Source organism: Clostridium luticellarii, assembly GCF_002995845.1.
Lineage (GTDB): Bacteria > Bacillota > Clostridia > Clostridiales > Clostridiaceae > Clostridium_B > Clostridium_B luticellarii.
In genome coordinates, this window is record NZ_PVXP01000026.1 from 1 (window position 1) to 25,356 (window position 25,356).

The window sequence follows — 25,356 nt, forward strand, 5'->3', positions numbered from 1 at the left end:
ATATTATCCATAAGAGACTTTCCTTCTTTCTTTGTATATTTTGTTTTTGCTTACTTAATATATTATCAGAGGAAAGTCTCTTTTTCCATTTCTTATCTCAAATAACCCTACAGTAATTTTACACTAATCCATTAAGTTTTATATAATTGACACCCAATTAATATTTCTGGATAAATTGTTTTGAATATATACATCTAAATGCGGAATACTATATCTGATTAATAAGGAGGGAATAATTATGAAGCTAATTGCTATAGGAGATACTGCACCAAACTTTTCATTAGAAGACAATCATGAGCAATTTATAAATTTATCAAATTATAGAGGTAAAAATATATTGCTTTCCTGGCATCCTCTTGCCTGGACACCTATATGTACAGATCAGATGAGATCACTTGAAAACAACTGGGATAAATTTCAAAAGCTAAATACAATACCCTTTGGCATAAGCGTCGACGCCCAGCCGTCAAAAAAGGTATGGGCAACTGCACTTGTACTTGAACATCTAAACATTCTTGCGGATTTCTGGCCCCACGGTAAAGTCACTCAGGATTATGGGCTGTTTGTTGAAAAAGACGGTACTTCTCAAAGAGCAAATGTACTAATAGATGAAAACGGTATTGTAAAATGGGTTAAAGTATATCCACCAAATCAATTACCTGATATAAATGAAGTTTTTCAGATATTATCCAATATGCGGCTGGCTGTAAAATAGTTATTTGCAACACAGAATTAATGCTTACGGTGAAATCTTCAAAGACATACAGTCTATATTCTGTAAGCATTATATTTTTTCTGTTAAATATTTTTGGGTTCAGTTACAGTTTTCTTAAACAAAACATTTATTCACCTGAGTCCTAAAATAATTTATTCAGAAATATAACTATCAAAGCCTTACTCAACTACCACCGCTGTCCCAGAAGCAGTTACCATAATCATATTTCCACCCTGTCCCAGCACTTCATAGTCAATATCCACACCAATAACTGCATTGGCTCCAACGTTAGATGCCCTGTTCTCCAATTCCCTCAATGCCTGCTCCCTTGCCTGTATGAGTTCACTTTCATAAGATTTTGAACGTCCCCCAAAAAAATTGGTAAGCCCTGCTGCAATATCTTTGACAAAATCCACCCCGGAAATCACTTCACCAAAAATAATTCCCCTGTATTCCAAAATCTTCTTCCCTTCTATGATATTTGTAGTCGTAACAATCATTTTTTCATCTCCTTATTTTAAAATCAAGCGTTTATTTTGATTATTTTTAGATTAATTTTCAACTGAGCTGTGTATCAGAATCATAACATATTTTCCCCAGGAAATCCATCTATATTCTCTTTTATTATTCCAATGCACCAATAACAGCCACAAAAAAACTCAAGGTTACTTACCTTGAGTTTTGATATAATCATGTTGTTAACATGAACTCCCACATGTAGCTATAGCTCCCAACGTTGCATTGTTGATAGCAAGTGTACCAACGGTAACTGCACTAGTAACAGTTGCAACTACAGTATAGTTGCAGCAGTCATCAAAACAGTTGCAGTCACAGTCGCAAACGAAAAATGAGAATGTCTCGCTGGCAACTAATGCCACCAAATCAAAAGTTGATGCCGGTCCTACAGGAATAGGAGTAACTTGATTTCCACACTGTTTAAACACCTGGAAGCTCACAGTACCAGTAAAGGCAACAGCTGCAACAAGATTGCTGGAAAATTCAAGTTTAACACACGGATCCTTTAATCCCCCGGTATTCAATGTCAAAGATGTGAGGGTAAAGGTAGTACCCAAAACTGTGGCAGCAGGCAGAGTAGTTGAATTAGGGCAACTGCATTTTATAATAGTCTTACAATTGTTTTCTTTTTTTATATTATTACACGGATCACAGTTGTCTTTATAAGATCTAGACAAATAATTCATAAATGAAATCCTCCTTTTTAAAATAAAGTAAAGTATTTATAAATGTAATTGACAATTTTGTCATTGGCTTCTACTATAATATATGATGTGGTGAAAAAAAGGTGATGGTAGTTAAGATTATTTCTCTATTTTCAGTACTGATTACAAATTTTTATAAAAATCTGTAAAAATAAAAAAGCTAACATATCATCAGCTTTTTTATCCCTAATTATAAATTTATAGTTTATTCTATTCTGTGAATTTTTTCAATAATTCAGCTGCAAAATCCTCTGCTGCTTTCATATCTTTTTCATTTGGTCTTCCTTTGGCTATACCCCCCAAAATTTTGAAGGGCCCGAAAGTATCAAAGCCCTTGCAGGCAAAACTTCCAATTACATCAAAACCTTGGGTTACAAGTATACTCTTAAGTGAGTTGTTATAGTTTTCCTTACCCTGTCCACTGGTGGAAAAAATAAATGCCTTCTTATTTTCAAATTTTCCAAGGTGATCTATAAGATCCAATATGCCTTTGTGAAATCTTCCATAAAATATCCCCGACCCAAGTCCTATCAGATCATATTTGCTGAATTCAATTTCATCAGCTTCCTCTGCCTTAATCAAATCTCCTTTTAAAACATCATTAATTTTAAAGGCAATTTTTTCTGTATTCTTATGTTCCGTAGATTCGTAGATTATCAGGCTGTTCACTGCACATCAATCCTTTCCTTAATTTATTATATATTAAAATATCCACCATCTGTCTCCTGTCACTTAAATTCACTCCCCAAACTGGCTTGGTTTATTTTTTTGCTTTGAAGTATATCTCAAGGCCAAAATCAATAATATACAAACATATTTAAAGCCTGCTGCATAACATATATTAGTATATTATTGTAGAGGTGATTTAATGTATAACATACGGCCTGAAACTTTCGATTTCAGATCTATAAAGGGCATTTCTTCAAAGCAGCTGGATGAACATTATAAATTATATGTAGGTTATGTAAACTCACTAAATAAAATCTGGAATACTCCCTATATAGCTGCCAACTATGAAGACAGCAATCCAACCTATTCAACCATGCGAAGTCTAAAACGTGGTGAAACATATGCACTGGACGGTGTAAAACTTCACCAGCTCTATTTTGAAAATATGACCGGGGGCAGTAATACTCCGGGAGGTTCCATACTCAATATTATAAAAAATCAATTTTCTTCCTATGACAATTTTATATCCTATTTTACAAATGTAGGTTTATCCATCAGGGGCTGGGCAGTACTATCCATTGACTCCCTTGATAACAAACTTCATATAATAGGAAGCGATTCCCACGATAATGGAGCTGTATGGCTTTCCTACCCCATACTGGTCATGGATGTATACGAACACGCATATTTCATGGATTTCGGGACAGACAGGAAAAAGTATATTTCCACATTCATTAAAAACATAAATTGGAGTGTACTGAATAGTAGGTTCAAAAAATACATTTCAATGCAGTCCATGAATATAAAGCCCTATAGATACTGCCCATTTAAATATTTCAACATGTAAATATGTAAACAAAAGCAAGGCCTGAGAATCACTCCATATTTCCAGGCCGAATTGTTTAACTTTTTTGTTTATCCTTTATGTCCTTTATATTGTTCAATGTCTCTTTTACGTTTTTTTCAAAGCCTTGCTCTGAAGGAGCATAATATTTCCTATCTTTTAAATTATCCGGCAGACACTGCATATCTGTTGTTTTTTCCTTAAAATCATGGGCATATTTGTATCCTTTGCCATATTCCAAATCACGCATAAACTTAGTTGGTGCATTTCTAAGATGCATAGGAACTCCCTGGGAGATGGTATCCAGTGCATCTTTTTTTGCTTTATTATAGGCCAGATAAAGTGAATTTGACTTCGGGGCATAGGCCATATACACCACTGCCTGAGTAAGATTTACGCTGCATTCGGGCATACCTATAAAATGAACTGCATTGTATGCAGAAACTGCCACGGCCAGTGCTCCAGGATCCGCCATTCCTACATCTTCCGACGAAAAACGTATTATTCTCCTTGCCACATACAGCGGATCTTCTCCGGCTTCCAGGATTCTTGCCAGCCAGTAGATGGATGCATCCACATCACTATTCCTCATGGATTTGTGCAGTGCTGAAATCAAATTGTAATGTTCTTCTCCATTTTTATCGTAGAGAAGTATCTTTTTACCTATACACTGCTCTACTGCTTCCCTTGTTACCTGAGATGTACTCACATTGTCCAGACAACTCATTACTGAAATTTCCAGTACATTTAAGGCACATCTTGCATCTCCATTGGAATACATGGCTATGGTTCTCAATATTTCATCCGTAATACCTACCTTTAAATAGCCGAATCCCCTTTTATCTTTTATCGCCCTTTTCAGCAGACTCACAATATCTCCTATATCAAGGGGATGAAGTACAAAAACCCTGCACCTGGACAAAAGAGCTGAATTTATTTCAAAAGAAGGATTCTCAGTAGTTGCACCTATCAAAATTATGTTTCCCTTTTCTACATGGGGAAGAAAGGCATCCTGCTGGGCTTTGTTGAATCTATGAATTTCATCTACAAAAAGAATGGTTCTCACGCCCATACTTCTATTTTTTTCCGCTCTTGCCATAACTTCTTTTATTTCCTTTATTCCAGAAGTAGCTGCACTGAAATTTATAAATTTAGCTTTGGTAATAGAGGCAATTATCATGGCCAGGGTGGTCTTTCCAACTCCCGGAGGTCCCCAGAATATCATGGAACTTATATTGTCTGTATGTATCAAGTTGCTGAGTATTTTCCCTTTTTCCAGTATATGACGCTGTCCAATATAGTCCTCCAGTTTTCTGGGTCTGACTCTCTCCGCCAGTGGAGAAGAGAATTTTTTATCAAACATTGAATTTTGAACATAATCCATATTAACCACCTACTTTTTTGATGTTGTAAACAGCATAAATGACCATAGCTGCACCAATGACTTGAAGCCAGCTTATGGATTCCCCCAATATTAAAAAGGAGAGCAGCATAGCTGTGGGTATCTCAAGATTTCCTATTATTGAAACCTTTAAAGAACCTATCTCCTTAATTGCTGCATACAACAAGGTTACCGGTATAATTTCACATAACACAGCAAGCATTATTACACATACAATCAATTGAACACTTAAATCCATTTTAAATGATTGGGCTGGAAATCTTAGAACCATCAAAGACAGCAATGAAAAAATAATTGAATAAAAATTCATGGTAAGAGGGTTCAATTCTATCATATATTTTTCCGAATATATATTCATAAAGGTATAAAATAGTGCAGCTAAAATTCCGAATATACATCCTTTTATAGGGAAATTCCCAACTCCATTGATAAGTCCCAGAGTTAGAAAACAACCTGCAAAAGCTATAAGAACATCACATAGCTTATTGAAATTTAAAGTGTTTTTTTCAAATACAAGAGAATAGGTGAAAACCATTATAGGATAGGTATACAGCAGAATGGTCACCACTGAGACATCTAAATAATTAAATGCACCATAGTAAAAAACAGTCATAAACGTATTCCCCACTATCCCCAGCACAGCAGTATGATAAAGTCCCTTTCTGTCTATCTTCAACATACTTTTATCTATAAAAAGCATGGCAAAAAACATTATGGGAATTGATATTATGTACTGAAATATCAATATATTTATTGAATCCATACCTTCTTCAAAAGCTATCTTTATTATAATACCGCAGGAACCAAACAATACAGCAGACAATGCTCCATATAAATACCCTTTTCTCATGAGCTACCTCTAATCATCAGATACATTTCAATATTACTTATATCCTATATGATATCATAAGAAATATATCAATTAAAATATATTTGTATTTTACCGCAATAATTACAGATATAAGGATGTATTTGCAGCTATTTCATCATAATCAGTTTCTATTATATATTTTGCCCTTTGTACTACAAATAATTTTATCTTATAATCAAATTTATATAACAGGTGAAGATGGAAAGAAGTAATCAAGTATATCACAAAGAGAAGCAGTGGTTGGTGTAAACTGCTAGGTGTGCTTTATGAAATACATTCCTGAACTGCAGGTTGAATTTAAGTAGACTGAGCCGTTTAACTCGCGTTAAGAGTAAGAGATAGACAATAATTTGTTTCTAAAATAGGGTGGTACCACGATTAAGCTTCGTCCCTTAATCAGAGGTACTTTTTTTATTTTTACTATCAAATGATTCTTAGGTTCAGATGGAATTTGCTTGTTCGGACAAAATTTTAGAAACACATTATGGTTTAATTAGGGTGGTACCACGAATATTCGTCCCTTGGCCAGGGGCGTTTTTTTTATTATCCAATTAACAATGGACGATTGACAATACTCTATAATTTGATATTTGAATTTATATAAAAGGGGGTTATAAAATGAATATATCACTAATAATCATAATTCTATATATATCAATGCTGTTTGTAATAAGTTTTTTTGCCAGGAAAAGAGCCTTGAAGGGGGGTGAAAGCTATACTTTAGCTGGAAGACAGCTGACCACTCCTCTTGTAACCTGTTCTCTAATAGGGCTTGCCATAGGTGGTGCATCCACTATAGGTGTTGCTGAACAGGCCTATAACATAGGTATGTCCGCAGGCTGGTACAATGTGGCCTGGGGGTTTGGAGCCATTGTAATGGGAATCTCAGTTGCGGGGAAATACAGGGAGTTCAACGTATCCACAGTACCGGAATTATTTGGAAAATTTTATGATGAAAAGGGAAGAATTATATGCGTTGTATGTCAGATAATTATTCTCCTGATAATTGTGTCACTTCAGTACATCGCAGGAGGATCCATTTTGTCTTCGCTGCTTCCCGGAGTATTCACATTAAAAACGGGTATGATAATAAGTGCCTGTGTATTTATAGGCATAACTTTCATAGGCGGGATGTGGTCTGCAGGATTGTGCAATATGTTCAACGTTCCCATAAAATATGCGGGAATCATATTGTGCACCATACTGGCAGTAGTTTCAACGGGAGGATTTCAAAACATAAAGCTTCACCTTCCTCAAAATATAAATTATTTCAGCCCCGTAGAAGGTACTGGAATATGGATAATCTTAAGCTGGTTTCTCATAATGATCACACAGGTTATGTCCATGCAGGGACCTGTACAATTAGCTTTTGCCGCCAAAGATTCCAGGACAGCAAGAAGGGGATTTATAATAGCAGGACTTCTAATGATTCCCATAGGTTTTTTGTGTGCCATAATAGGAATTGCTGCTAAAACTGCTTTTCCCGACGTAAGTGCCACTCTGGCACTGCCTAAGATGATATTGTCCCTGAACCCTGTAGCAGCAGGTCTGACTTTGGCAGCTCTATGGGCTGCGGATGTATCTACAGCTTGTAACTTACTTTTAGGCGCATCTACATTATTTACCCAGGACATATATAAGTCCTTTGTAAATCCAAAAATAGATAGTGAAAAGCTCATTGTAATGAACAAGATATTTGTAGTTTTAATAGGCATACTGACCTTCATGCTGGCTTTATCCATGTCAGGCATATTAAAGACCATATCAATAGGTTTGAGTCTCTGTACATCTTTTACCATAGTATTTTTATTTACCGTATTTATTCCCAAGCTGTGCAGAAAAAGTTCCGCTTTTTATACCACTTTAGCCAGTATACTAGTACTGTTTTTATGGCAGATTATGCCTTCCTTTAGAATTTTTCCACATGTGATATTTATGGAATGGCTGGTGTGCCTCTGCACTTTTATGCTGATATCACTACTGGATAAAAGGACTATATCCATGGATAACCAAAATAAATCCATTGAAAATATAATATAATTTAAATGGATAAAAAATAATTTAAAACAGCACTGATTCCCAAACTTTTGAAAAGTTTGGGAATCAGTGCGTTCGGATCACTTAATCGATTATAGTTCCTGGATTAAGAATTCCATTGGGATCAAATGTCTTTTTAATTCCTTCCATAACTTCAATCTCTTTTTGGGTAAATTGAAGAGCCATATGTTTCTTTCTTGTCTTTCCAGTTCCATGTTCTGCCGTTATTGTACCACCGTATTTTATGGCGGTTTTATACATATCTTCTTTTAATTTCTCATAATAGGAGGGCAGTTTCCCATTTTCCCCCATGATGAAATTGTGGATATTTCCATCCGCAATATGTCCAAGAGAGACAATATGGTTGTTGTACTTTTCCCCCAATTCGGTTATGTCATCAAAAAAATCAGGTACGGCTGATGGAGGAACAGCTATATCAAGAGCATCTGATATATTGTCCTTGTATGGCCCATAGGCATTGCTTCTTATTTCAAGGATATTCCTCTGTTCCTTTGCGGTCTCTGCTATAATGCTGTCCACTGCATTGTACTTTTCGCATATTTCTACAATTTTTTCACTATTTGAATACAGCTCATCCTCAGTGGGCTCATCCAGCATAAATATCAAATCCACCGCACCCTTTTGGGCAGGCCATGTACTTCCCAGCTGTTCTGCAGCTTTATCTGCAATAACTCTGTCCATGTATTCCACAGCCAGAGGCGTAATGCCTTCCTGCAGTATTTTAGGAACTGCATCACAAGCTTCTCTTCTCGTATTGAATGAAACTAAAAGTGTACCGTTGTATTTGTTTTTCGCATAGAGTTTCAAAGTGGCTTTTGTAATTATTCCCAGAGTACCTTCATTGCCAATCATCATATGAAGCAGATCATAACCCATATTATTTTTTATAAGTTTTCCTCCAAAATTGACTATTTCCCCTGTTGGAAGAACTACCTCCACCGCCTTGACATGATTTCTCATAATACCGTGCTTTACAGCTTTTGTTCCTCCTGCATTTGTTGCAACCATTCCACCTATTTGTGCTCCCTCGTCTCCCGGATGTATGGGGAAAAACAATTTGCTTTCATTTTCCAGTACTTCCAGCAAATCAGCTAAGGTAACTCCTGCCTCCACGGTTATCATTAAATTCTTTTCATCCAGCTCGACAATTTTATTGAGCCTTTCAAGAGATAAAACCATACCTGGTTTTACAGGTATCGCTCCACCTACGACTCCAGTACCGCCGCCCCTGACGGTTACCGGGATCAAAGTTTTATTTGCATATTTCAATATCTGTGATATTTCCTCAGAAGATCCGGGTTTCACTACAATAGAATCCCTCGATGCTTCAGGTCTGAGCAAGGGCTCAGTTTCATCATAGAGATAATTTTGCATTTTAGACAGATCATCTATGACCCAATCTTCTCCTACAATTTGTTTTAAACTTTCAATTACTTCCTTTTTCAATATTGTTGCCCCCTTTTTACTAATTGTTGTTTTAATTCTTGTTTTTTATACTGTTTATCAATTCAGGTATTACTTTATACATATCAGCTACTATTCCATAATCAGCTACATTAAATATGGGAGCTGATGGATCTGTATTAATTGCCAGAATAAATTCCGATTCCTTCATTCCAGCCAAATGCTGCGGTGCCCCTGAAATTCCACAAGCTATATATATTTTAGGTTTTACTCTGTTTCCACTATACCCTACTTGAAAGTCCTTGGAAATAAATCCATCATCCACAATACTTCTGCTGGCTCCCACCAGACCTCCAAGTAAATCCGCCAGTTCCTGAATCATTTCAATATCTTCAGCTTTCTTAAGCCCCTTGCCTGCTGCCACTACCACACTGGCATCTGAAATATCAACCTGCTGCTCTTTTAATTCACTTATAACTTTTACCAATTGCTCTTGCGGCTTCACTGCATCTACCTTTACTATCTCACCTTCGTTCTGCTCATTTCTTTTTGCCTCATCAAATTCCTTATACCTTACTGTAGACATCTGTGGATAAGTATCTGTCTTTATATGTGCCAGTATATTTTCACTAAAAGCAGGCCTTATCTGCACCAGCTTCCCATCTTCATCTATTTCAAGGCCTGTACAGTCTGCAGTGAGCCCCGTATTCAATGCTGCTGCCAGTCTTGGTGCCAGAGATCTTCCAAGACTGGTAGCTCCTATGAGAAAAATTTCCGGTTTTATCCTGTCAATAAGTTTAACCAGATTTATCTTATACACCAATTCCTCAGGTTCATTGAATATATCATCTTCTATATAAAATACTTTATCAGCACCTCTGTATATAAGCTCTTCGGCTCTTATTCCATTTGGTCCCAGAAGTACACTGTAAACGGGAGCATTCAATTTATCTGCAAGTTGTCTGGCTTTCCCAAGAAGTTCATAACTTACATTATGGATTTGACCTTTTTTTTGCTCTGCAAATACCAATACACCACTATATTCCTTTCCCATAATATCAATCCACCACCTTTTTTTCTTTAAATATGTTCACAATTTCCTCTATTGCCTGAGAGACATTCTCTCTATATATCTTTCCTTCTCTTTTTGCTATAGGGGGAACCTCTATCTTTTTAACCTTCGTAGGGGATCCATTGAATCCAACTTTTCCCGCATCCAAACTCTCATCTACCAAATCTTCAAATTTTATAATTTCTATTTCAGCTTTTCTGGCCTTCATCTTGTTTTTAAAGGAAGGAAGTCTTGGAACATTTATATCTTTCGTAACTGTAATGAGGGCAGGAAGCTTTATACTTTTCAAATATGTCCCCTCCCATATTTCAGAACATACCTTGATTTCATTCCCGTCTGCATCCTGAATTTTACTTATGTAACTTCCATGAGGTATATTCAAAAATTCCGCAACTTCAGGCCCGACCTGTCCTGTATCACCATCTACAGTTTTCTCCCCTGCAATTATCAAATCATAATCACCTATTTTTTTAATTGCACTGGACAAAATGGTGGAAGTGGCCTTGGTGTCTGATCCTCCAAATTTCACATCACTTACAAGTACTCCACGGTTAGCTCCTCTTGCAATGCACTCTTTTAAAGCTTCTTTTGCACTTGGTGGTCCCATGCTTACAGCTGTGACGGTGGAGTCAATTTTTTCGCTTATCTGCACCGCTGCCTCCAGGGCATTCAAGTCAAAAGGATTGATTTCTGTGCCCGCAGATTTTCGATCTACCACCCCTCTTTCACTGTCAAATTTTACTTTTTCCATATCTGGAACCTGCTTAATTAGAACTATGATATTCATGAAATATCCCTCCATCTTTTCTATAGTCTTAATAATACTGTAATAGATATACTAATTAACTCTTATAGATTAAACAACTAACATGCAGATTAATGGATTCCCTGCTGAATTAAAAGCATAAAAAAAACAGCTCTTTCTCGCTGGGGCGAAAAAGTCTGTCGCGGTACCACCCAAATTTTATACTTAATTTACATAACGGTTCATACAAAACCGGCTAGACCTACCAATACTTCAATATCTTCAGCCTGCAGCTCCTGGGTGAGTTTCAATATGCTCATTTATGGGCTTTCACCTGACCCCATTCTCTTTAAAATATACACATATCTACTTAGTCCTATCAAAGCTTTTGTTCATTAAGTGGTAGTTTACTATAGATTTTTGCCAATGTCAACATATATTTTAAAATTTTCATAAATCCCCATATCACAATACAGATAAACACTTTTTTCAATATGAAATATATACTGAATCCAGCTTCTTTTTATCCATAATATTACAATTCGTTTATAAAAACTTGAGTTTTCACATATATTAATGGTATAATAGAAAACATTAGTAAGCTTTGAATTTATTTTTAAGGCTTAATAACAATTTAAGGGGGAAAATAAATTGAATAAAAAAACCTTAGCTGTTATTATGAGCTTTGCATTGGCAGTAATGACATGCGGAAACGTTTTTGCTTCACCATCCGCAAATACATCAAGTGAATTAAAGCAGGCTCAGGATAACAAAAGGCAATTGGAAGCAAAGGTGGGGAATTTAAACGAGCAAATCAATTCAGTGATAGAAAAAATTGAAGCGAATAAAAAAGATATGAATTCGATTGCTAATAATATAAAAAACACACAGGCTAAACTGGAAGATGCTAAAAATAATTCCCTAACACAAAACAAACTTTTCAAAGAAAGAATACGAGCCATGTATATAAATGGCACCGATGGATATCTGGCCATCATGTTGTCTTCCAAAGATTTAAGTGATTTTTTATCTAGAGTTGATACTATTACAAGAGTTATAAAATTCGATAACAGCATTATCGCTAAACTGAAGAAAAATGAACTGACTATAGAAAATGAAAAGAAAACTTTAAATGCTGAAAACAACAGGTTACAATCTTTAAGGGCAAGCAATGAAACTGTTCTTGCAAAATTGAATAATGACATAAAACAGCAAAAACAACTGCTTTCCAATGCAACGAAAAAAGAGCAGCAGCTGCTTGCTGAGCAAAATTCAGAAATTGAACAAGCTTCTCACTCCACCGTAGCTATGGCTGGTTCCCAGAGTTTATCCCGTGGAAGCATCGGGTCGGCTCCTGCCTCTTCTTCCAGAGTCATTACAATGCAGGCAACTGCTTACTGTGATAATGGTTATACTGCTTCTGGAATGCAGACGAGAAGAGAACCAGGTGGATATAGTACTATAGCTGTGGATCCAACGGTTATTCCCCTTGGTTCCAAAGTATATGTAGAGGGATATGGCTATGCTATTGCAGCAGATATAGGCGGAGCTATTAATGGAGGCAGGATAGATTTATTTGTACCTTCTCAGGCTGAAGCCCAGAGCTGGGGAAGAAGATCCGTAAATGTATATATACTTAGCTAATTAAATTTTTGATGACCCGTCATTACGTATATAATTACGTTTTTTCATATCAGATGACAAGTGAGTGTTTCTCTCATCTGACAATATACTCTCAATGTATTTCGCATATCATCATATATTGAGGGTATATAAAAAAAGAGCTGTATGTCTTCGTAAAAGATATACAGCTCTTTCTATATACCCATTATCTCGTACACATATGCTTTACTAATATACAATACAAGTTTAAAATGATATTAAACAGTTACATATTTGATCAAGTGATTCTTAGGTTCAGATGGAGTTTGCTAATAAGGAATACTTATCTCCAACTTTGAGAAAAGCAGATGTCCCAAATCTTTGATTTGGTGACAGTCGCTTTCACAGAGTGCGTGGGAGTATTAGCAATGGTAGCGTTCGGATAAAACTCAGGAGGTTGTATTATGAATATTGAATTAGATAAAAAGGCACCGGATTTTTCTCTAACAGGATCTGATAAAAAAAATCATAAATTAAGTGATTATCTCGGTAAAAAAGTAATACTATATTTCTATCCCAAGGACAACACTCCCGGCTGCAGTAAGGAAGCCTGCTCTTTCAGGGACAATATGGAGAGCATAAATAATTTAAATGCGGTTATTTTAGGAGTAAGCAGAGACTCCCTGGACTCCCATGACAAATTTATAGATAAACTAAATATTCCATTTATTCTACTCTCAGATTCAGAAGAAAAAGTATGTAATTTGTATGGAGTCCTTAAGGAAAAGAACATGTTTGGAAAAAAGAAAATAGGAATTGAAAGAAGCACCTTTGTAATAGATGAAAACGGCATAATAAAAAAGATCTTTAGAAAAGTCAAGGTAGATGGACACATAGATGCAATTATGAATTTTTTGAAGGGGACTGACCCCATAACAAAAAATGGCAAATAATATTTGCCATTTTCTGTAAGAGGGTCAGTCCCTATTTTGTCCTATCATATCTTGCATACATCAGAAGTGCTACTGCTGCAAAAAACAGCGGTCCCACTATCATCCAGATGGTATCTTGAAGATCTCCATCTACTGCAGGTTGAATTATGGTAAAAAAATTGGCAAATCCTACCGTAAAAGTAACAACTATAGTGGCAATCCAGGTTGAAGCTTTGCTCTTGTAAATTTCAAAAGGTTTTTCTATCTCCTTTTTCTTCTTGAAAGCTATAAATGCACCAGACAGAAAAATATACGGCAGTGTCATTGCTACATTGGTCATCAACACAATTCTTGAGAAGAACTGGGCGGCAGCATCTCCTCCAAAAGATACCAGTGCTACAAATAACACCACCACTATACACTGTATCCACATGGCATTTATAGGCATTCCATCTTTGATTTCTGACATTTTCCCCGGCCACAATTCTCTAGGTGTGCCTTCTATAATTTGTTTTAAAGGCGAATAACACAGAGTAAAGAAGGCTCCTGTCAATGCCAAAAACATGGACAATCCTACAAACCTGGCCACCCAGGCTCCCATAACAAGAGAAGCAGCCTGATCCATATTGAAACTCTGTCCCAATTGATAACCTAAATTTTGCATTACCACATAGGCTGCATTGGCCATATGAACTCCTTTTGTTGACAATACATCATTCCAGTTGGTAAATATACCACACAAAAATATGCCCAGTGAATATCCCACTGTAATAATTAAAGCCGCTATAGTAACTCCCTTGGGGAAGGTCACTTCAGCTCTCTCAGTCTGATCAACCAATCCCCCGGTTACCTCAATGCCTCCATAGGCAAATATGGCAAAAACCAAAAAAGATAACATTCCAATTGATGATTGATATCCCGGATTAGGGGATTTTATGAAAGATTGAGTTGAAGTCACTGCTTCTGCCAGATGACCTCCATTTGCTGCAAGTACAATCAGAGCTCCAACCAACAATACTATATTCAAAAGTACAACTGCAGTTCCTCCTATAGAGGTCACCTTCGTAATTTTCTCCAAACCCTTTGAGGCTGTAAATGTTACAGCTATTATCCAGATTATTCCTAAAATTCCTATGGTCTGTGTAGAATTAAGCCCGAAGATTCCCCAGGTAGAAGTTACATCTTTTCCAAATATGGCATTTGAAAATGGAATCCATATGGTAGAACATATATTCACCATCCATATTATATAAGAAGCAAACCACATAAATGTTCCCACAAAAGCATATTTAGGCCCTACCGATTTTTCCATCCATGAATATATGCCGCCTCTTTCATTTTTGAATGCCGCACCATATTCCGCCATCATGAAAGCATATGGTATAAAAAATGTAAGCCCGGATAAAATATACCAGGGGATTGCTCCATATCCCATCAGATAAAATGATCTGGGCATATTGGCGAAACCAAACACAGAAGTGAATATCATCAATATAAGAGCCATCATTTTCATCTTCTTCTGGCTGTTTACGTTTACATCTGATGATGCCATCATATTACCTCCTTTACGATACTATATTATTTTTATCTCCTTAATTATTATATCTTGTCTCATTTTTTTTGCAATACTTAATTTAAATTAAGTATTGCAAAATATTTTCCAATTGTCCATAGCACCATAAAGATGAGTTTTTGATAGGATTAGGAAATAGTTTCCCCTTATTCTGAATATTATGTAAAATTTACAAGATAGAAATTTACAAGAAACTTTCATATCTATTTTATTTCAACACATCTAAAATAAGATGTCTATAAAGTTTCGGCACCACATTCAATGAATATGGCAAGTTCAACCTTTCAGTATATTTATGCAGATCTTTCCCAGAGCCCCCAAAAATTATTACCGGAATATCAAAATTTTTTAATTCATTTATTGGAAGTCTGTAAATCATATCGTATCCCACCATGTCGGAAAGAAGCTTGTCTATTGAAATATCATCTGCACTGATACCCGTATAACTTGCATCAGATATGCCCATGAAAAAATTTGTTTTTATAATCTTCTCCTGCAGTTTTTTTTCAGCATATTCCAGAGTATCTTCTACAGCATTCATAAATCTGCTGCTGTTGTAATTTTTACTTTCCAAATATTTATGCGGATAATAGGGTGGAATTATGGAAATTATTATCATTGGCTTTTTCTCTTCATATAATTCGTAGGTCTCTCGTACTATATTTACAGCTATAGTTTGATTGTCTTTTTTTTCATTTTTCCATATTTGAATTTTTTTTCTCATATGATTGCTAAAGTCTTCGTGTTTATCCTTAACTTCAGAAAGAATTTCACTATAAGTCATCACACAAGGATGGATGGACTTTATTTCTATTTTTCTGGAAGATTTTTCTGAAAACCCTTCTTTTTTTCTTAAAAGATTATCCAATGCATTTGAAAAAGCTTCAACAGCCAGATCTTTCATACTTTCAATAAATTCTTCATACCCCATTTTAAGGGTCAATACATTATAATAAGCTGCAGCATAAAGAGGACTCTGAACTGAGTAGAGCTCTTTTAAATCCATCTGTTTAAGACACATGGGAGGTGGAGTTATTTCACCATAGGCAGCATCTGAGAATTTTTCACTGCATTCAAGTAGCCTGTTTATTTCCGATACCATCAAATTAGGATTTATTCCGTTTAAAGAATCTCCCACATGAGTTTCTTTACCCACGCAAAAAAACAGCGGCATAATTTTTCCTACACTTCCTATGTACAACCTTTTGCTTATTTTTTCACTTTTTTCAGGTATACTAGGTTCAGATATTACCATACCACAGTACTCATACTTTCTATTTTTTTTCAATTTAAGAAGAAAAGGCAATGCTGCAAGCATCCCTTCTGAATTGCTTTCTTCTCCTGGAACTATCAGAAGTATCAGGTTTCCTCTAAAATTTCTGTTTACGCTAAACTCTTTTATAAGTTCCATATTAAGAGCCAGTCCAAATTTCATATCTGCAGTTCCTCTGCCAAATATCCAGTCGCCGGATTTAGCATCTTCTGCAGCATCTTTATCTAATTCCAGCTCTGAAATTCTCTCCGTACACTTTTCCACATCAAAAGCTATGGATTTCAAATGCCCAAATTCCTCTACACCAACCACATCCAGATGTCCTGACAGAATAAGTGAATTCGGAGAATTTTCTTTTCCATTCACCACCGCCCATATAAAACTTCTTCTCAGAGGATCATCAGGAATGTTTTCCCTGCCGATATTATGGCTGTTTTCCTTAAAATAGGGTATTTCAAAAAGTTCTTCATATATTTTATCTGCCATAAAACTTTCCTGCCTTGTTCCAGATAGGCTTGGTATAGCCACCAGCTCTTTCATCCTATTGTAAACATCTGTCTGAAAGCTCATTTTCCATTCTCCTTTTCATATCCATTACAGAATATCAACTACGATTTAACAGCACATATACAAAGATTAACTATGCATATTTTTTTATAAATATTATCAATATACCTATTTTACAAGATAGTATCCAGAAATTCAATGAGAAATATTTATATGAGAAAATTTTATATATGTCAGTAAAATAAGTTTGAATATCCATACATAATTTATAAATTTATCATGACACTAAGATAGAGCAAATGAAATTTATATGGAGATTTTATTCATAATTACAAACTGCAATTATAAATTCTCAGAAAAAATCAAATTCTCTCTTCTTGAAAATAAATTTTCTTGCAATAAATCAATCATTTTTGTATTAATTTATTAAATTTTGCTGAAAAAATTTATTTTATAAATTTCTATTTTTTGCTCAATATTCTGCCCAGAAGGAGTTCATACACTGGTTTAGAATTCAACATGTCTGAAAATATATAAGCAACCATAGAGACCAGTGATACAGATAGAAGATTGGTAAAAGCCCCCGTCATTTCCGTGATGAGCACAATACCTGTAATTGGAGATTTTACAACTGATGAAAAATATCCAGCCATGCCAAGTATTATCAAATTATTTATATAACTGGAATTAAATCCAAAAGCAATATGAATTATATCCCCATAAATGCCGCCTATAAGTGCCCCTATTACCAAAAGTGGTAAAAATATTCCCCCTGGAGTTCCCGAACCATAAGATGACATGGTGAATAAAAATTTTGCCACCAGTATTATGACCATCATCTGCAGAGTTACATTTGAATTTGCAAGCATGGCAACCAAATCATGTCCTCCCCCCAATACCTGAGGTAAAACAAGTCCCACCACTCCTGCTATTAGAAAAGCTATTATAGGCTTGTTCTTTGCAGTAAGCCATTTTTTACTATTGTAAATATCCTGGGATTTTAAAAGTGCTTTATTAAATAGAACCCCACATAAAGCTAAAATTATTCCAAGTACTACTACATAACCATAGCTTTCTAGCGGTATCACTTTTATGTACTTAAAATTAAATACAGGTGACATCCCCACAAATTGTTTAGCTATAAAATCTGAAATAATAGATGCTGAAAAAGCAGAAACCAGTATTTTAGGTGAGAAACTTTTATGCATTTCCTCCAAAGCAAAAATGCACCCTGCCAGAGGCGCATTAAAAGCAGCTGCAAGTCCCGCGCTGGCACCACCGGTCATTAAAAATTTTTCTTCCAGATCCGTTCCTCTAAACAACCTGCCAACGCCTTGTCCTACTGCTGCCCCTATTTGTACGGAAGGCCCTTCCCTTCCCAGGGATAAGCCTGCCCCGATAGCCATAACTCCTGTTATGAATTTTTTCAATAATACCTTGTACCAATTCATACTCAGTTTTCCTATCAAAATCCCCTCTACCTGAGGTATGCCACTCCCAGCTACCATGGAATCACTCTTTACTATACATCCCACTATGTAGCCTGCAGCTATAAGTGCACCAGTAACTACAGGAACAAGCCACAGGTTTTCAAGCTCCCTCGCGTAAATAAAATGAGCAAAGACAAGAGATTTTTCAAGAAGGCACCTGTAAAATACTGCTACAAGTCCTGCCAGGACACCTACCAGCATACTTTCTAAAATTATTTTTACCCTGCAATCATACCAAAGCTCTATTCTATCTACAGTGCTGCTTTTCATATATACCTCCGCAAAATCCGTACTAAAAATCGAATCTTAAGTACAAAATAACTTAATTTATTCTTCATTATATCCAAGTGCTGCCGATATTTCAGCAGCACATTCAATTACAGCCGTAATTTTTTGATCAACATCTTTGTTTAAAAGTCTATTCATAGGACCGGTCATGGAAAGTGCAGCAATAACCTTACCATCTACAAAAAAAATAGGTGTAGCTATGGCACCCAGCCCTTTCTCCCTTTCTCCTCTACTTACGGCATATTTGTTTTGGCGTACTTCCTCTAAGGATTTACTCAAAGCTTCATCATAACTTCCCAACAAAGTTTTTATTTTTTCATCTGGTAAGGCAGCCAGCAACACCTTACCAGGTGCTCCTTTTTCCAGGGGCAGTATACTTCCAATATTCATAACCAGTCTCAGACTCTGTTTAGATTCCACTCTCTGCACGCAAACACGCTTATTGTTATTTCTCACATACATGGTGACACTTTCATTAAATTTATCCCTCAATTTTATCATATATGGAAGTGCAACCTGAGTGAATTCTTTTTTCAAAATACTTATGCTTATATTTCCCAACTGAACAATTAAGCTACCCAAATAATATTTTTTACTTATTGGATTTCTCTGTAAATATCCCCTTCTCTGAAGAGTACCAATAAGTCTGTGAACCGTACTTGGAGATAAATTAATTTTATTTGCTATTTCCATCAAAGATAATTCCATACCATCAAAAATGAAACACTCCAATATGTCAAAAGCCCTCTCTATGGATCTGGTACTCGAATTTGATTCCGCCATATTAATTCACCTCTTAATAATTTTACTTACATTTATTAATATACCATCCATATAATTAATATTTCATCCTAATTTTCCAATTATCAATATAACATTCATGTCTATCTGTGTCAAGCAAATACAATTGGAGCTTAAAAATAGGCATAAGCAAACAAAATTACCTAAATAAATATTCAGGAAAATATATTAAGAATTTCAAACTAATGGTCTATTCTCAATAACTAATTTAAACACTCCATTTTTTCCATCCTGCATTCCCTTAGGTAAAGTTATATCAACTTGTACTTTTTCTTCGGGAATAATTTTGCCATTTTCGATTTTCATCCAGCAGTCATGACCTGGTAAAACACGATCTGCAAGGCCTTTTATCCTACATATACTCTGCCTGCTCTGTTCATTATTCAAGGACATATCCACTTTTTCTCTTAACAGCTCCACCCTGTTTTTTACTGCATCACCAGCAATAATCCACTTTTCGCCATCTGCTTCGAGTACCAATGACATCCCTCCAGAAGTATGTCCTGGTGTAAATATAGCCTTCATACCAGGATAAACTTCATCTCCATCTTCAGATATAATGATTTTTTTCCTATCTCTCAAATATTTTACAGATTCCTCTGTTGTAAAAATGTCTTCTTCCGTAGTAGCATATTTCCACTCAGCCTCACTTATAATAAAACTTGCATTTGGAAACAAGGACGCATTGCCGCAATGATCAAAATGCAAATGACTTAAAAAAACACTGTCGATTTGATTTGGTTCTATTGATAATTTTCCAAGTGCCCTTAAAATATTCGGGCGAATTCCCTGAGCTCCCGTATCAAATAAAATATTCTTGTCTTTAGTACGTATAAGTACTACATTGCTCCATCCCAATGCACTTATAGTGGACTTGCCTGGAAATGCCTTACATAATATATCCACCTTAAAATTCATATATACAACCCCCCGATTTTTAAATAGTATTTACTTAAAATTATTATACATATAGTTAAAAATCATGCTTCAACTTTAACTTTAGATTCTTTTATTTTTCTCAATGATTTTACCAGTTCAGGCAGAACTTCAAGGCAGTCTCCTACTATTCCCAAATTTGCAATTTTGAAAATAGGGGCATCCTTGTCTTTATTTATGGCTATTACATAAGCTGAAGGTGCTATACCTGCTAGATGCTGGATAGCACCTGAAATTCCACAGGCAATGTATATCTTAGGTGCTACTGTTTTACCTGTTTGTCCAACCTGTTGGCTGTACTCAGCCCACCCCAAATCCACGATAGCTCGTGTAGCTCCTACAGCTCCACCTAAGACCTGAGCAAGTTCCTCTACAAGTTTCATATTTTTAATACTGCCCATTCCCATTCCTGCAGAAACTACAATATCTGCATCAACTATGTTAATTTTTTGAGAATCAGACAAAATAGTCTTTAAAATATTCAATTTAATATCCTTGGGAAAATTTACCTTAGGGTATATGATCTTACCACGCCTGGAATTATCCGCTTTTGATGCTTTCAACACCTTAGGCCTTACCGTGGCCATCTGCGGTCTTCTAAAAGGGCAGGCAATTGTAGCCATTAAATTCCCTCCAAAAGCGGGCCTAGTTTGAAAAAGCAGGCCTGTCTTACTGTCTATTTCCAGTTTAGTACAATCAGCCGTCAAACCTGTATTCAATTGTGAAGCTATTCTAGGTGCTATGGATCTACCAAAAGCCGTAGCTCCGATAAGCAATATTTCCGGCTTACACTCTTTTATTATCTGCGTCGTCAATTCAGGATAAATCTCTTCATTTAAATCTTTCAACATGATGTTATCTACAGCAAGCACTTCATCTGCACCGTGGGCAATAAGAGCTTTTGCATTATCCTTAACATTATATCCTAAGAAGATAACTGAAACCTTAGTCTTTAAACTTGAAGCCAGTTCTCTGGCTTTTGCCAGTAATTCATAAGTCACAGTTTTGGTGTCTCCGTTAAACTGCTCCGCTAACACACAAACTCCACTATAACTGCCTCCGCTTTGTTGCCAATTACCATTATCTTTCTCTATTAGTATTGCATCAAATTTACATGCTTCTATACAAGCTCCGCACAGAGTACAATTTTCTCCTATTTCTGCTTTTTTATCTTTCATGCTTATAGCTCCATATGGACATTGGCGCATACAACTTTTACATCCTACACATTTTTCACTTATAATAGAAATACTTGACATATGCTACTTCTCCTCTCTTTAAATTATTGAATATCCATTATCATGAGTTTTTTAGCAAGTGCTTCCGCTTGCTCATGAGATGTACCATTTAAAAATTCAGTCTTTATATTATGATCCGGCACAAAAGTTTTCCTGACTTGAGTAGGTGAACCTGTCAATCCTATAAAATTATCAGATGCCCCAATATCAGAACTATCCCATACAGATATCTTGGCACTTATAGATTTTCTGAGACCTGCTATGGTAGAAAGTCTTGGTACATTGATCTCTTTTACTACAGTTATGAGAGCTGGAAGCCGCAACTGCACTTTTACATATCCCTCATCTGCATTTCTTCTACATATAATCCTGTTATTTTCTATACTATCTATTCTGCTTACATATGTGGTATGTGGAATCCCCAACTTCTCAGCAAGATTAGGTCCTACTTGTGCAGTATCACCATCCGTAGCCTGTTTACCGCAAATAATAAGATCATAATCCCCTACTTTTTTTATTGCTTTTTCCAGTGCATAAGCTGTAGCCAAAGTATCTGAGCCTGCAAATTTTCTATCGCTTAAAAGTATCGCCCTGTCAACTCCAAGGCTTATAACTTCTCTCAACATATCTTTAACTCTAGGTATACCCATACTTATGGCAGTAATTTTACCACCATATTTTTCTTTTAATCTTAGAGCCTCCTCTATGGCATAAGTATCAAGAGGATTAATTATATTGTCATTTCTATCACGAATTATAGTATGAGTTTCAGGATCCAATTTTATTTCAGTAGTTGAAGGAACCTGTTTCACACAAACCAGTATATTCAATCAAATCACCCACTTTTCATTAATATTAATTTTAAAAAATATTTCCCGAATTTAGTATAAAATCTGGATCAAATATCTTTTTAATTTGTTTCATTTTTTCAATATTATCTTTACCATACATTTCAAATAACATGCTGGTTTTCAGTTTCCCAACCCCATGCTCTGCAGATATGGTTCCCCCAAGTCTCACTACATGATCTGACCATTTAAGGTACATTGATTTTCCCTTGTTATAATCATCATCATTCCTCGGAAGTATGTTCACGTGGATATGATTGTTTCCAATGTGCCCAAACATTACCGCTTGAAGTCCCGATCTAGAGATAAAATCATTATAATAATCCACTATTTCATTAAGCTGGCTATCAGGAACAGCCATGTCTGTTCCCAGCTTTGTAATATGCGGGTTTTTCTTTTTTCTTTCACTTATAATAAGATTAACGCATTCCGGAGTAGCGTGTCTAAACGCGATAAGCCTGTCTAAATTTACTGGATTAGCAGCTAGCCAGGTATTTTTCTCATTTCCACCACATTTTACAATTATATCGCCAACTTTCAGCATGGCTTCGGCCATTTTTTCAGTCGTACCACCATGAAGTTCAATATAAATAGCCGTATGATAATTAACAGGTATATCCTGCATTTGCGAAAAAGCCATCGTAACTTCCTTTTGTTTTCGTATAAGCTCAAGGGCATTACTATTAAAATATTCTATAGCTGCAATTTTTACATCTAGTTCAGCTTCTCTGACAGCATATACAAAATCTATTGCAGATTTTTCAGAAGGGAAAAATGAAGTAACTCCCCATATTTGATCTGGAAGAGGAACAAGTTGTAATTCCAACTCGGTGATAACACCAAGGGTTCCTTCAGAACCTATGAAAAGATCTAAAAGATCCATATCTTTTTTTACATAGTATCCTGATGCATTTTTTACATCGGGCATAGTATAATAAGGAAGCTTTCCCTTTATTTCTCTTCCTGAATCCGTTTTTAACGTGAACTCCAAATTTTTAACTTTATCAGCACCTCTTGTCAAGGTAGTCCTAGAACCATCGGTAAGTACAACACGAGCTGAATTTACATAATTTCTTGTTGCTCCATAGTGAAAAGATCTGGCACCTGAAGCATTACAAGCCGCCATGCCTCCTATGGATGCTGAAGATTCTGTAGGATCCGGAGTAAAAAACCATTTTCCACTTTTCTGAAACAATTTAAGTGCATTGATGGAATCCTCTGACCATTCCTCAGTATCAAAATCTACATCGCCTAAAGCTTTACGAATTTCAGAAAGCAAAACTCCAGGCTGTACTGACAGCATGAAGCATTTTTTCGTTTTATCATACCTGAGGCCCTTAATTTTATTCATTTTGCTGATATTAAGTATAATTCCCCCAGAGGGCACTGCTCCTGCTGTAATTCCCGTAAGTGCTCCTTGAACTGTAATTTTCATCTTATTCTTTTTGGCATAAGATATTATTCGTACTATATCATCTTCACATTTGGGAAATGAAATATAATCAGCTTTTCCTACAGTACGGGATTCATCATTTAAATATTGCTCATATTCACTTTCCATATTTTTAACAAGCATATCATTCATAATATTCCTCCTTGTAAACTTTTGATATTTTAACTTTTCATCAAGAATAAGTTAGAGCAATTAAATTGAGTGAACGACCTTCAAATAATTTTCTATTAAATATTGATTTCTGTCAAACCTGCTTATTTGGTATAATCTCATTTCTATCATACTTCGCTTGATTTTGTCTCCATTTCTTATCAAGATATCCAACCATTAGAGGACATAATATAGCACATACTATTACCGATGCTGCGATTTGGGTAGTTGCAACAGCTGCATATGGTAGCAGGCTTTTATCAACTTCAGCTACGAGTCCGGGTACAACCATTGAAGTTCCAGCCGTATTCGCCACTCCAAAACCAAGAGCCCTGTTACTTCCTGTAAATATCCCATACAAAGCATATGTAACAAAACCAGTTACCACAAATGTAAATAATCCAAGCAGGATTCCGGAAATTCCTGCATTAATGACATTTGTGAGATTTATTCCACTTCCAAGTGCAAATCCAAAGAATGGAATCAGCAGTCCTGAACCGCTAGCTAAAAATTCCCTCATATTTTCATCTGCATTTCCCAAAAATATACCAACTGCAACTGGAACTAGAATAGCTATAAATGAATATATAGGAAAATCAGCCAAACCACCTACCCCCATGAAAAGCATGGTGACAAATGGTCCCACATTCAATGCCACTAGAGATATTGCACCTTCATCTGTATCATTTCCATATTGGGCTGCCATTGCTCCATACATTCCTCCGTTTGAATTGGCCACTGCCGGAATTATTGCAAGAGGAGACAACCCCAATATACCTGAAAGTCCAAATTCCCTTCCAATAAACCAGCCTAAAATTCCACCTATTAGTATTTTAGGGACAGTTAATATTAACCCTTTATATATAGGTGTACCCAGCTTATGTATATTTATTTTAGCGGAAGAACACAATATAAAAAGAGCTATTAAACAAGGTGATCCGTTTTTAAATAAAGCTGTAGTAAAACCTCCTATTTTTAGTGCATTTGGCAAAAATGTATTTATCAGAGCACCTAAGATAAGAGGTACTACAATCATTCCTCCCGGTACCTTTTTCATTGTTTTTAATATCTGCATTATAAATTCCCCACCTTTCAATTTTACATTTTACTCAATATACTTTGTTTAAGTTTATTTGTAATATTGTTGTATACTGGCAAAATGTTAGATAAAGCTACTCCCCTATATGACAAATCAGAATTATGATTTCCCCTAACCATCGATTTACATAGATATTTATGAAATCGTTTTTATCAAACGTCAAAAA

General features: G+C 35.7%; 22 protein-coding genes and 2 other annotated features. Of the genes, 5 read left to right on the forward strand and 17 right to left on the reverse strand.

What is annotated here, in order from left to right:
- Positions 1 to 238: 238 nt before the first annotated feature.
- A complete protein-coding gene (locus CLLU_RS09870) occupies positions 239 to 715 on the forward strand; it encodes a redoxin domain-containing protein (RefSeq protein WP_106009579.1) in 477 nt (158 codons plus the stop codon).
- Positions 716 to 894: 179 nt separating this feature from the next.
- Here the strand turns inward: CLLU_RS09870 and CLLU_RS09875 are convergent, their stop codons facing one another.
- The 3 genes from CLLU_RS09875 to CLLU_RS09885 all read right to left on the reverse strand — a co-directional run bounded on the left by CLLU_RS09875 (position 895) and on the right by CLLU_RS09885 (position 2,604).
- Positions 895 to 1,215, reverse strand: coding sequence for a putative heavy metal-binding protein (locus tag CLLU_RS09875; RefSeq protein WP_106009580.1), 321 nt, complete (start codon positions 1,213 to 1,215; stop codon positions 895 to 897).
- 198 nt (positions 1,216 to 1,413) lie between these two features.
- Entirely contained in the window at positions 1,414 to 1,917 is a 504-nt protein-coding gene (locus tag CLLU_RS09880) for a DUF4489 domain-containing protein (protein WP_106009581.1), read from the reverse strand.
- Positions 1,918 to 2,145: 228 nt separating this feature from the next.
- The gene (locus CLLU_RS09885) at positions 2,146 to 2,604 is read right to left on the reverse strand and encodes a flavodoxin family protein (protein ID WP_106009582.1); all 459 of its coding nucleotides are present in this window, start codon (positions 2,602 to 2,604) and stop codon (positions 2,146 to 2,148) included.
- A 199-nt stretch (positions 2,605 to 2,803) separates the two neighbouring features.
- Between CLLU_RS09885 and CLLU_RS09890 the strand changes: the two genes are divergently transcribed.
- The gene (locus tag CLLU_RS09890; protein WP_106009583.1) at positions 2,804 to 3,451 is read left to right on the forward strand and encodes a superoxide dismutase; all 648 of its coding nucleotides are present in this window, start codon (positions 2,804 to 2,806) and stop codon (positions 3,449 to 3,451) included.
- Between the two features lie 55 nt (positions 3,452 to 3,506).
- Here CLLU_RS09890 and CLLU_RS09895 read toward each other — a convergent pair whose 3' ends face one another.
- Positions 3,507 to 4,832 carry a replication-associated recombination protein A gene (locus CLLU_RS09895; protein ID WP_106009584.1) on the reverse strand — a complete coding sequence of 442 codons (1,326 nt, stop codon included), beginning with the start codon at positions 4,830 to 4,832 and terminating at the stop codon, positions 3,507 to 3,509.
- 1 nt (position 4,833) lies between these two features.
- Positions 4,834 to 5,700 (reverse strand): DMT family transporter, encoded by an 867-nt coding sequence (locus CLLU_RS09900; protein WP_106009585.1) that lies wholly within the window; start codon positions 5,698 to 5,700, stop codon positions 4,834 to 4,836.
- A gap of 207 nt (positions 5,701 to 5,907) precedes the next feature.
- Positions 5,908 to 6,117 (forward strand) — a binding site (T-box leader).
- Between the two features lie 222 nt (positions 6,118 to 6,339).
- Between CLLU_RS09900 and CLLU_RS09905 the strand changes: the two genes are divergently transcribed.
- A complete protein-coding gene (locus tag CLLU_RS09905) occupies positions 6,340 to 7,761 on the forward strand; it encodes a sodium:solute symporter family protein (protein WP_106009586.1) in 1,422 nt (473 codons plus the stop codon).
- Between the two features lie 81 nt (positions 7,762 to 7,842).
- Here the strand turns inward: CLLU_RS09905 and CLLU_RS09910 are convergent, their stop codons facing one another.
- Genes CLLU_RS09910 through CLLU_RS09920 form a run of 3 tightly spaced genes read right to left on the reverse strand, consistent with a single transcriptional unit; the run spans position 7,843 to position 11,042 of the window.
- Positions 7,843 to 9,225, reverse strand: a complete 1,383-nt coding sequence (locus CLLU_RS09910) for an FAD-binding oxidoreductase (protein WP_106009587.1) — start codon at positions 9,223 to 9,225, stop codon at positions 7,843 to 7,845.
- A 31-nt stretch (positions 9,226 to 9,256) separates the two neighbouring features.
- Positions 9,257 to 10,237 (reverse strand): electron transfer flavoprotein subunit alpha/FixB family protein, encoded by a 981-nt coding sequence (locus tag CLLU_RS09915; RefSeq protein WP_106009588.1) that lies wholly within the window; start codon positions 10,235 to 10,237, stop codon positions 9,257 to 9,259.
- Between the two features lie 4 nt (positions 10,238 to 10,241).
- On the reverse strand, positions 10,242 to 11,042 hold the full coding sequence (locus tag CLLU_RS09920; protein WP_106009589.1) for an electron transfer flavoprotein subunit beta/FixA family protein: 801 nt from the start codon (positions 11,040 to 11,042) through the stop codon (positions 10,242 to 10,244).
- Positions 11,043 to 11,180: 138 nt separating this feature from the next.
- Positions 11,181 to 11,392, reverse strand: a binding site (T-box leader).
- A gap of 259 nt (positions 11,393 to 11,651) precedes the next feature.
- Between CLLU_RS09920 and CLLU_RS09925 the strand changes: the two genes are divergently transcribed.
- Together CLLU_RS09925 and bcp are read left to right on the forward strand one after the other, a co-directional pair.
- Positions 11,652 to 12,644, forward strand: coding sequence for a 3D domain-containing protein (locus CLLU_RS09925; RefSeq protein WP_106009590.1), 993 nt, complete (start codon positions 11,652 to 11,654; stop codon positions 12,642 to 12,644).
- A gap of 422 nt (positions 12,645 to 13,066) precedes the next feature.
- A complete protein-coding gene (gene bcp / locus CLLU_RS09930; RefSeq protein ID WP_106009591.1) occupies positions 13,067 to 13,555 on the forward strand; it encodes a thioredoxin-dependent thiol peroxidase in 489 nt (162 codons plus the stop codon).
- A gap of 31 nt (positions 13,556 to 13,586) precedes the next feature.
- Here the strand turns inward: bcp and yjeM are convergent, their stop codons facing one another.
- The 9 genes from yjeM to CLLU_RS09975 form a co-directional block, all read right to left on the reverse strand.
- Positions 13,587 to 15,086 carry a glutamate/gamma-aminobutyrate family transporter YjeM gene (yjeM, locus tag CLLU_RS09935; RefSeq protein ID WP_106009592.1) on the reverse strand — a complete coding sequence of 500 codons (1,500 nt, stop codon included), beginning with the start codon at positions 15,084 to 15,086 and terminating at the stop codon, positions 13,587 to 13,589.
- A 229-nt stretch (positions 15,087 to 15,315) separates the two neighbouring features.
- Complete coding sequence (locus CLLU_RS09940) at positions 15,316 to 16,950, reverse strand: M20/M25/M40 family metallo-hydrolase (protein WP_106009593.1); 1,635 nt, start codon at positions 16,948 to 16,950, stop codon at positions 15,316 to 15,318.
- A 398-nt stretch (positions 16,951 to 17,348) separates the two neighbouring features.
- A complete protein-coding gene (locus CLLU_RS09945) occupies positions 17,349 to 18,647 on the reverse strand; it encodes a ClC family H(+)/Cl(-) exchange transporter (protein ID WP_106009594.1) in 1,299 nt (432 codons plus the stop codon).
- Between the two features lie 57 nt (positions 18,648 to 18,704).
- The gene (locus CLLU_RS09950) at positions 18,705 to 19,448 is read right to left on the reverse strand and encodes an IclR family transcriptional regulator (RefSeq protein WP_106009595.1); all 744 of its coding nucleotides are present in this window, start codon (positions 19,446 to 19,448) and stop codon (positions 18,705 to 18,707) included.
- Positions 19,449 to 19,643: 195 nt separating this feature from the next.
- Positions 19,644 to 20,384, reverse strand: a complete 741-nt coding sequence (locus CLLU_RS09955; protein WP_106009596.1) for an N-acyl homoserine lactonase family protein — start codon at positions 20,382 to 20,384, stop codon at positions 19,644 to 19,646.
- A 62-nt stretch (positions 20,385 to 20,446) separates the two neighbouring features.
- A complete protein-coding gene (locus CLLU_RS09960) occupies positions 20,447 to 21,661 on the reverse strand; it encodes an electron transfer flavoprotein subunit alpha (RefSeq protein ID WP_106009597.1) in 1,215 nt (404 codons plus the stop codon).
- A 23-nt stretch (positions 21,662 to 21,684) separates the two neighbouring features.
- A complete protein-coding gene (locus CLLU_RS09965; protein WP_106009598.1) occupies positions 21,685 to 22,470 on the reverse strand; it encodes an electron transfer flavoprotein subunit beta/FixA family protein in 786 nt (261 codons plus the stop codon).
- 31 nt (positions 22,471 to 22,501) lie between these two features.
- Positions 22,502 to 24,073, reverse strand: coding sequence for an FAD-binding oxidoreductase (locus tag CLLU_RS09970; protein WP_106009599.1), 1,572 nt, complete (start codon positions 24,071 to 24,073; stop codon positions 22,502 to 22,504).
- A 112-nt stretch (positions 24,074 to 24,185) separates the two neighbouring features.
- Positions 24,186 to 25,166 (reverse strand): 2-keto-3-deoxygluconate permease, encoded by a 981-nt coding sequence (locus CLLU_RS09975; RefSeq protein WP_106009600.1) that lies wholly within the window; start codon positions 25,164 to 25,166, stop codon positions 24,186 to 24,188.
- Between the last annotated feature and the right edge of the window lie 190 nt (positions 25,167 to 25,356).

Coding starts and splice junctions, on each gene's coding strand:
- CLLU_RS09870 (WP_106009579.1), top strand. CDS start 239: ATGAAGCTAATTGCTATAGGAGATACTGCACCAAACTTTTCATTAGAA.
- CLLU_RS09875 (WP_106009580.1), bottom strand. CDS start 1,215: ATGATTGTTACGACTACAAATATCATAGAAGGGAAGAAGATTTTGGAA.
- CLLU_RS09880 (WP_106009581.1), bottom strand. CDS start 1,917: ATGAATTATTTGTCTAGATCTTATAAAGACAACTGTGATCCGTGTAAT.
- CLLU_RS09890 (WP_106009583.1), top strand. CDS start 2,804: ATGTATAACATACGGCCTGAAACTTTCGATTTCAGATCTATAAAGGGC.
- CLLU_RS09895 (WP_106009584.1), bottom strand. CDS start 4,832: ATGGATTATGTTCAAAATTCAATGTTTGATAAAAAATTCTCTTCTCCA.
- CLLU_RS09900 (WP_106009585.1), bottom strand. CDS start 5,700: ATGAGAAAAGGGTATTTATATGGAGCATTGTCTGCTGTATTGTTTGGT.
- CLLU_RS09905 (WP_106009586.1), top strand. CDS start 6,340: ATGAATATATCACTAATAATCATAATTCTATATATATCAATGCTGTTT.
- CLLU_RS09915 (WP_106009588.1), bottom strand. CDS start 10,237: ATGGGAAAGGAATATAGTGGTGTATTGGTATTTGCAGAGCAAAAAAAA.
- CLLU_RS09920 (WP_106009589.1), bottom strand. CDS start 11,042: ATGAATATCATAGTTCTAATTAAGCAGGTTCCAGATATGGAAAAAGTA.
- bcp (WP_106009591.1), top strand. CDS start 13,067: ATGAATATTGAATTAGATAAAAAGGCACCGGATTTTTCTCTAACAGGA.
- yjeM (WP_106009592.1), bottom strand. CDS start 15,086: ATGGCATCATCAGATGTAAACGTAAACAGCCAGAAGAAGATGAAAATG.
- CLLU_RS09940 (WP_106009593.1), bottom strand. CDS start 16,950: ATGAGCTTTCAGACAGATGTTTACAATAGGATGAAAGAGCTGGTGGCT.
- CLLU_RS09945 (WP_106009594.1), bottom strand. CDS start 18,647: ATGAAAAGCAGCACTGTAGATAGAATAGAGCTTTGGTATGATTGCAGG.
- CLLU_RS09950 (WP_106009595.1), bottom strand. CDS start 19,448: ATGGCGGAATCAAATTCGAGTACCAGATCCATAGAGAGGGCTTTTGAC.
- CLLU_RS09955 (WP_106009596.1), bottom strand. CDS start 20,384: ATGAATTTTAAGGTGGATATATTATGTAAGGCATTTCCAGGCAAGTCC.
- CLLU_RS09960 (WP_106009597.1), bottom strand. CDS start 21,661: ATGTCAAGTATTTCTATTATAAGTGAAAAATGTGTAGGATGTAAAAGT.
- CLLU_RS09970 (WP_106009599.1), bottom strand. CDS start 24,073: ATGAATGATATGCTTGTTAAAAATATGGAAAGTGAATATGAGCAATAT.
- CLLU_RS09975 (WP_106009600.1), bottom strand. CDS start 25,166: ATGCAGATATTAAAAACAATGAAAAAGGTACCGGGAGGAATGATTGTA.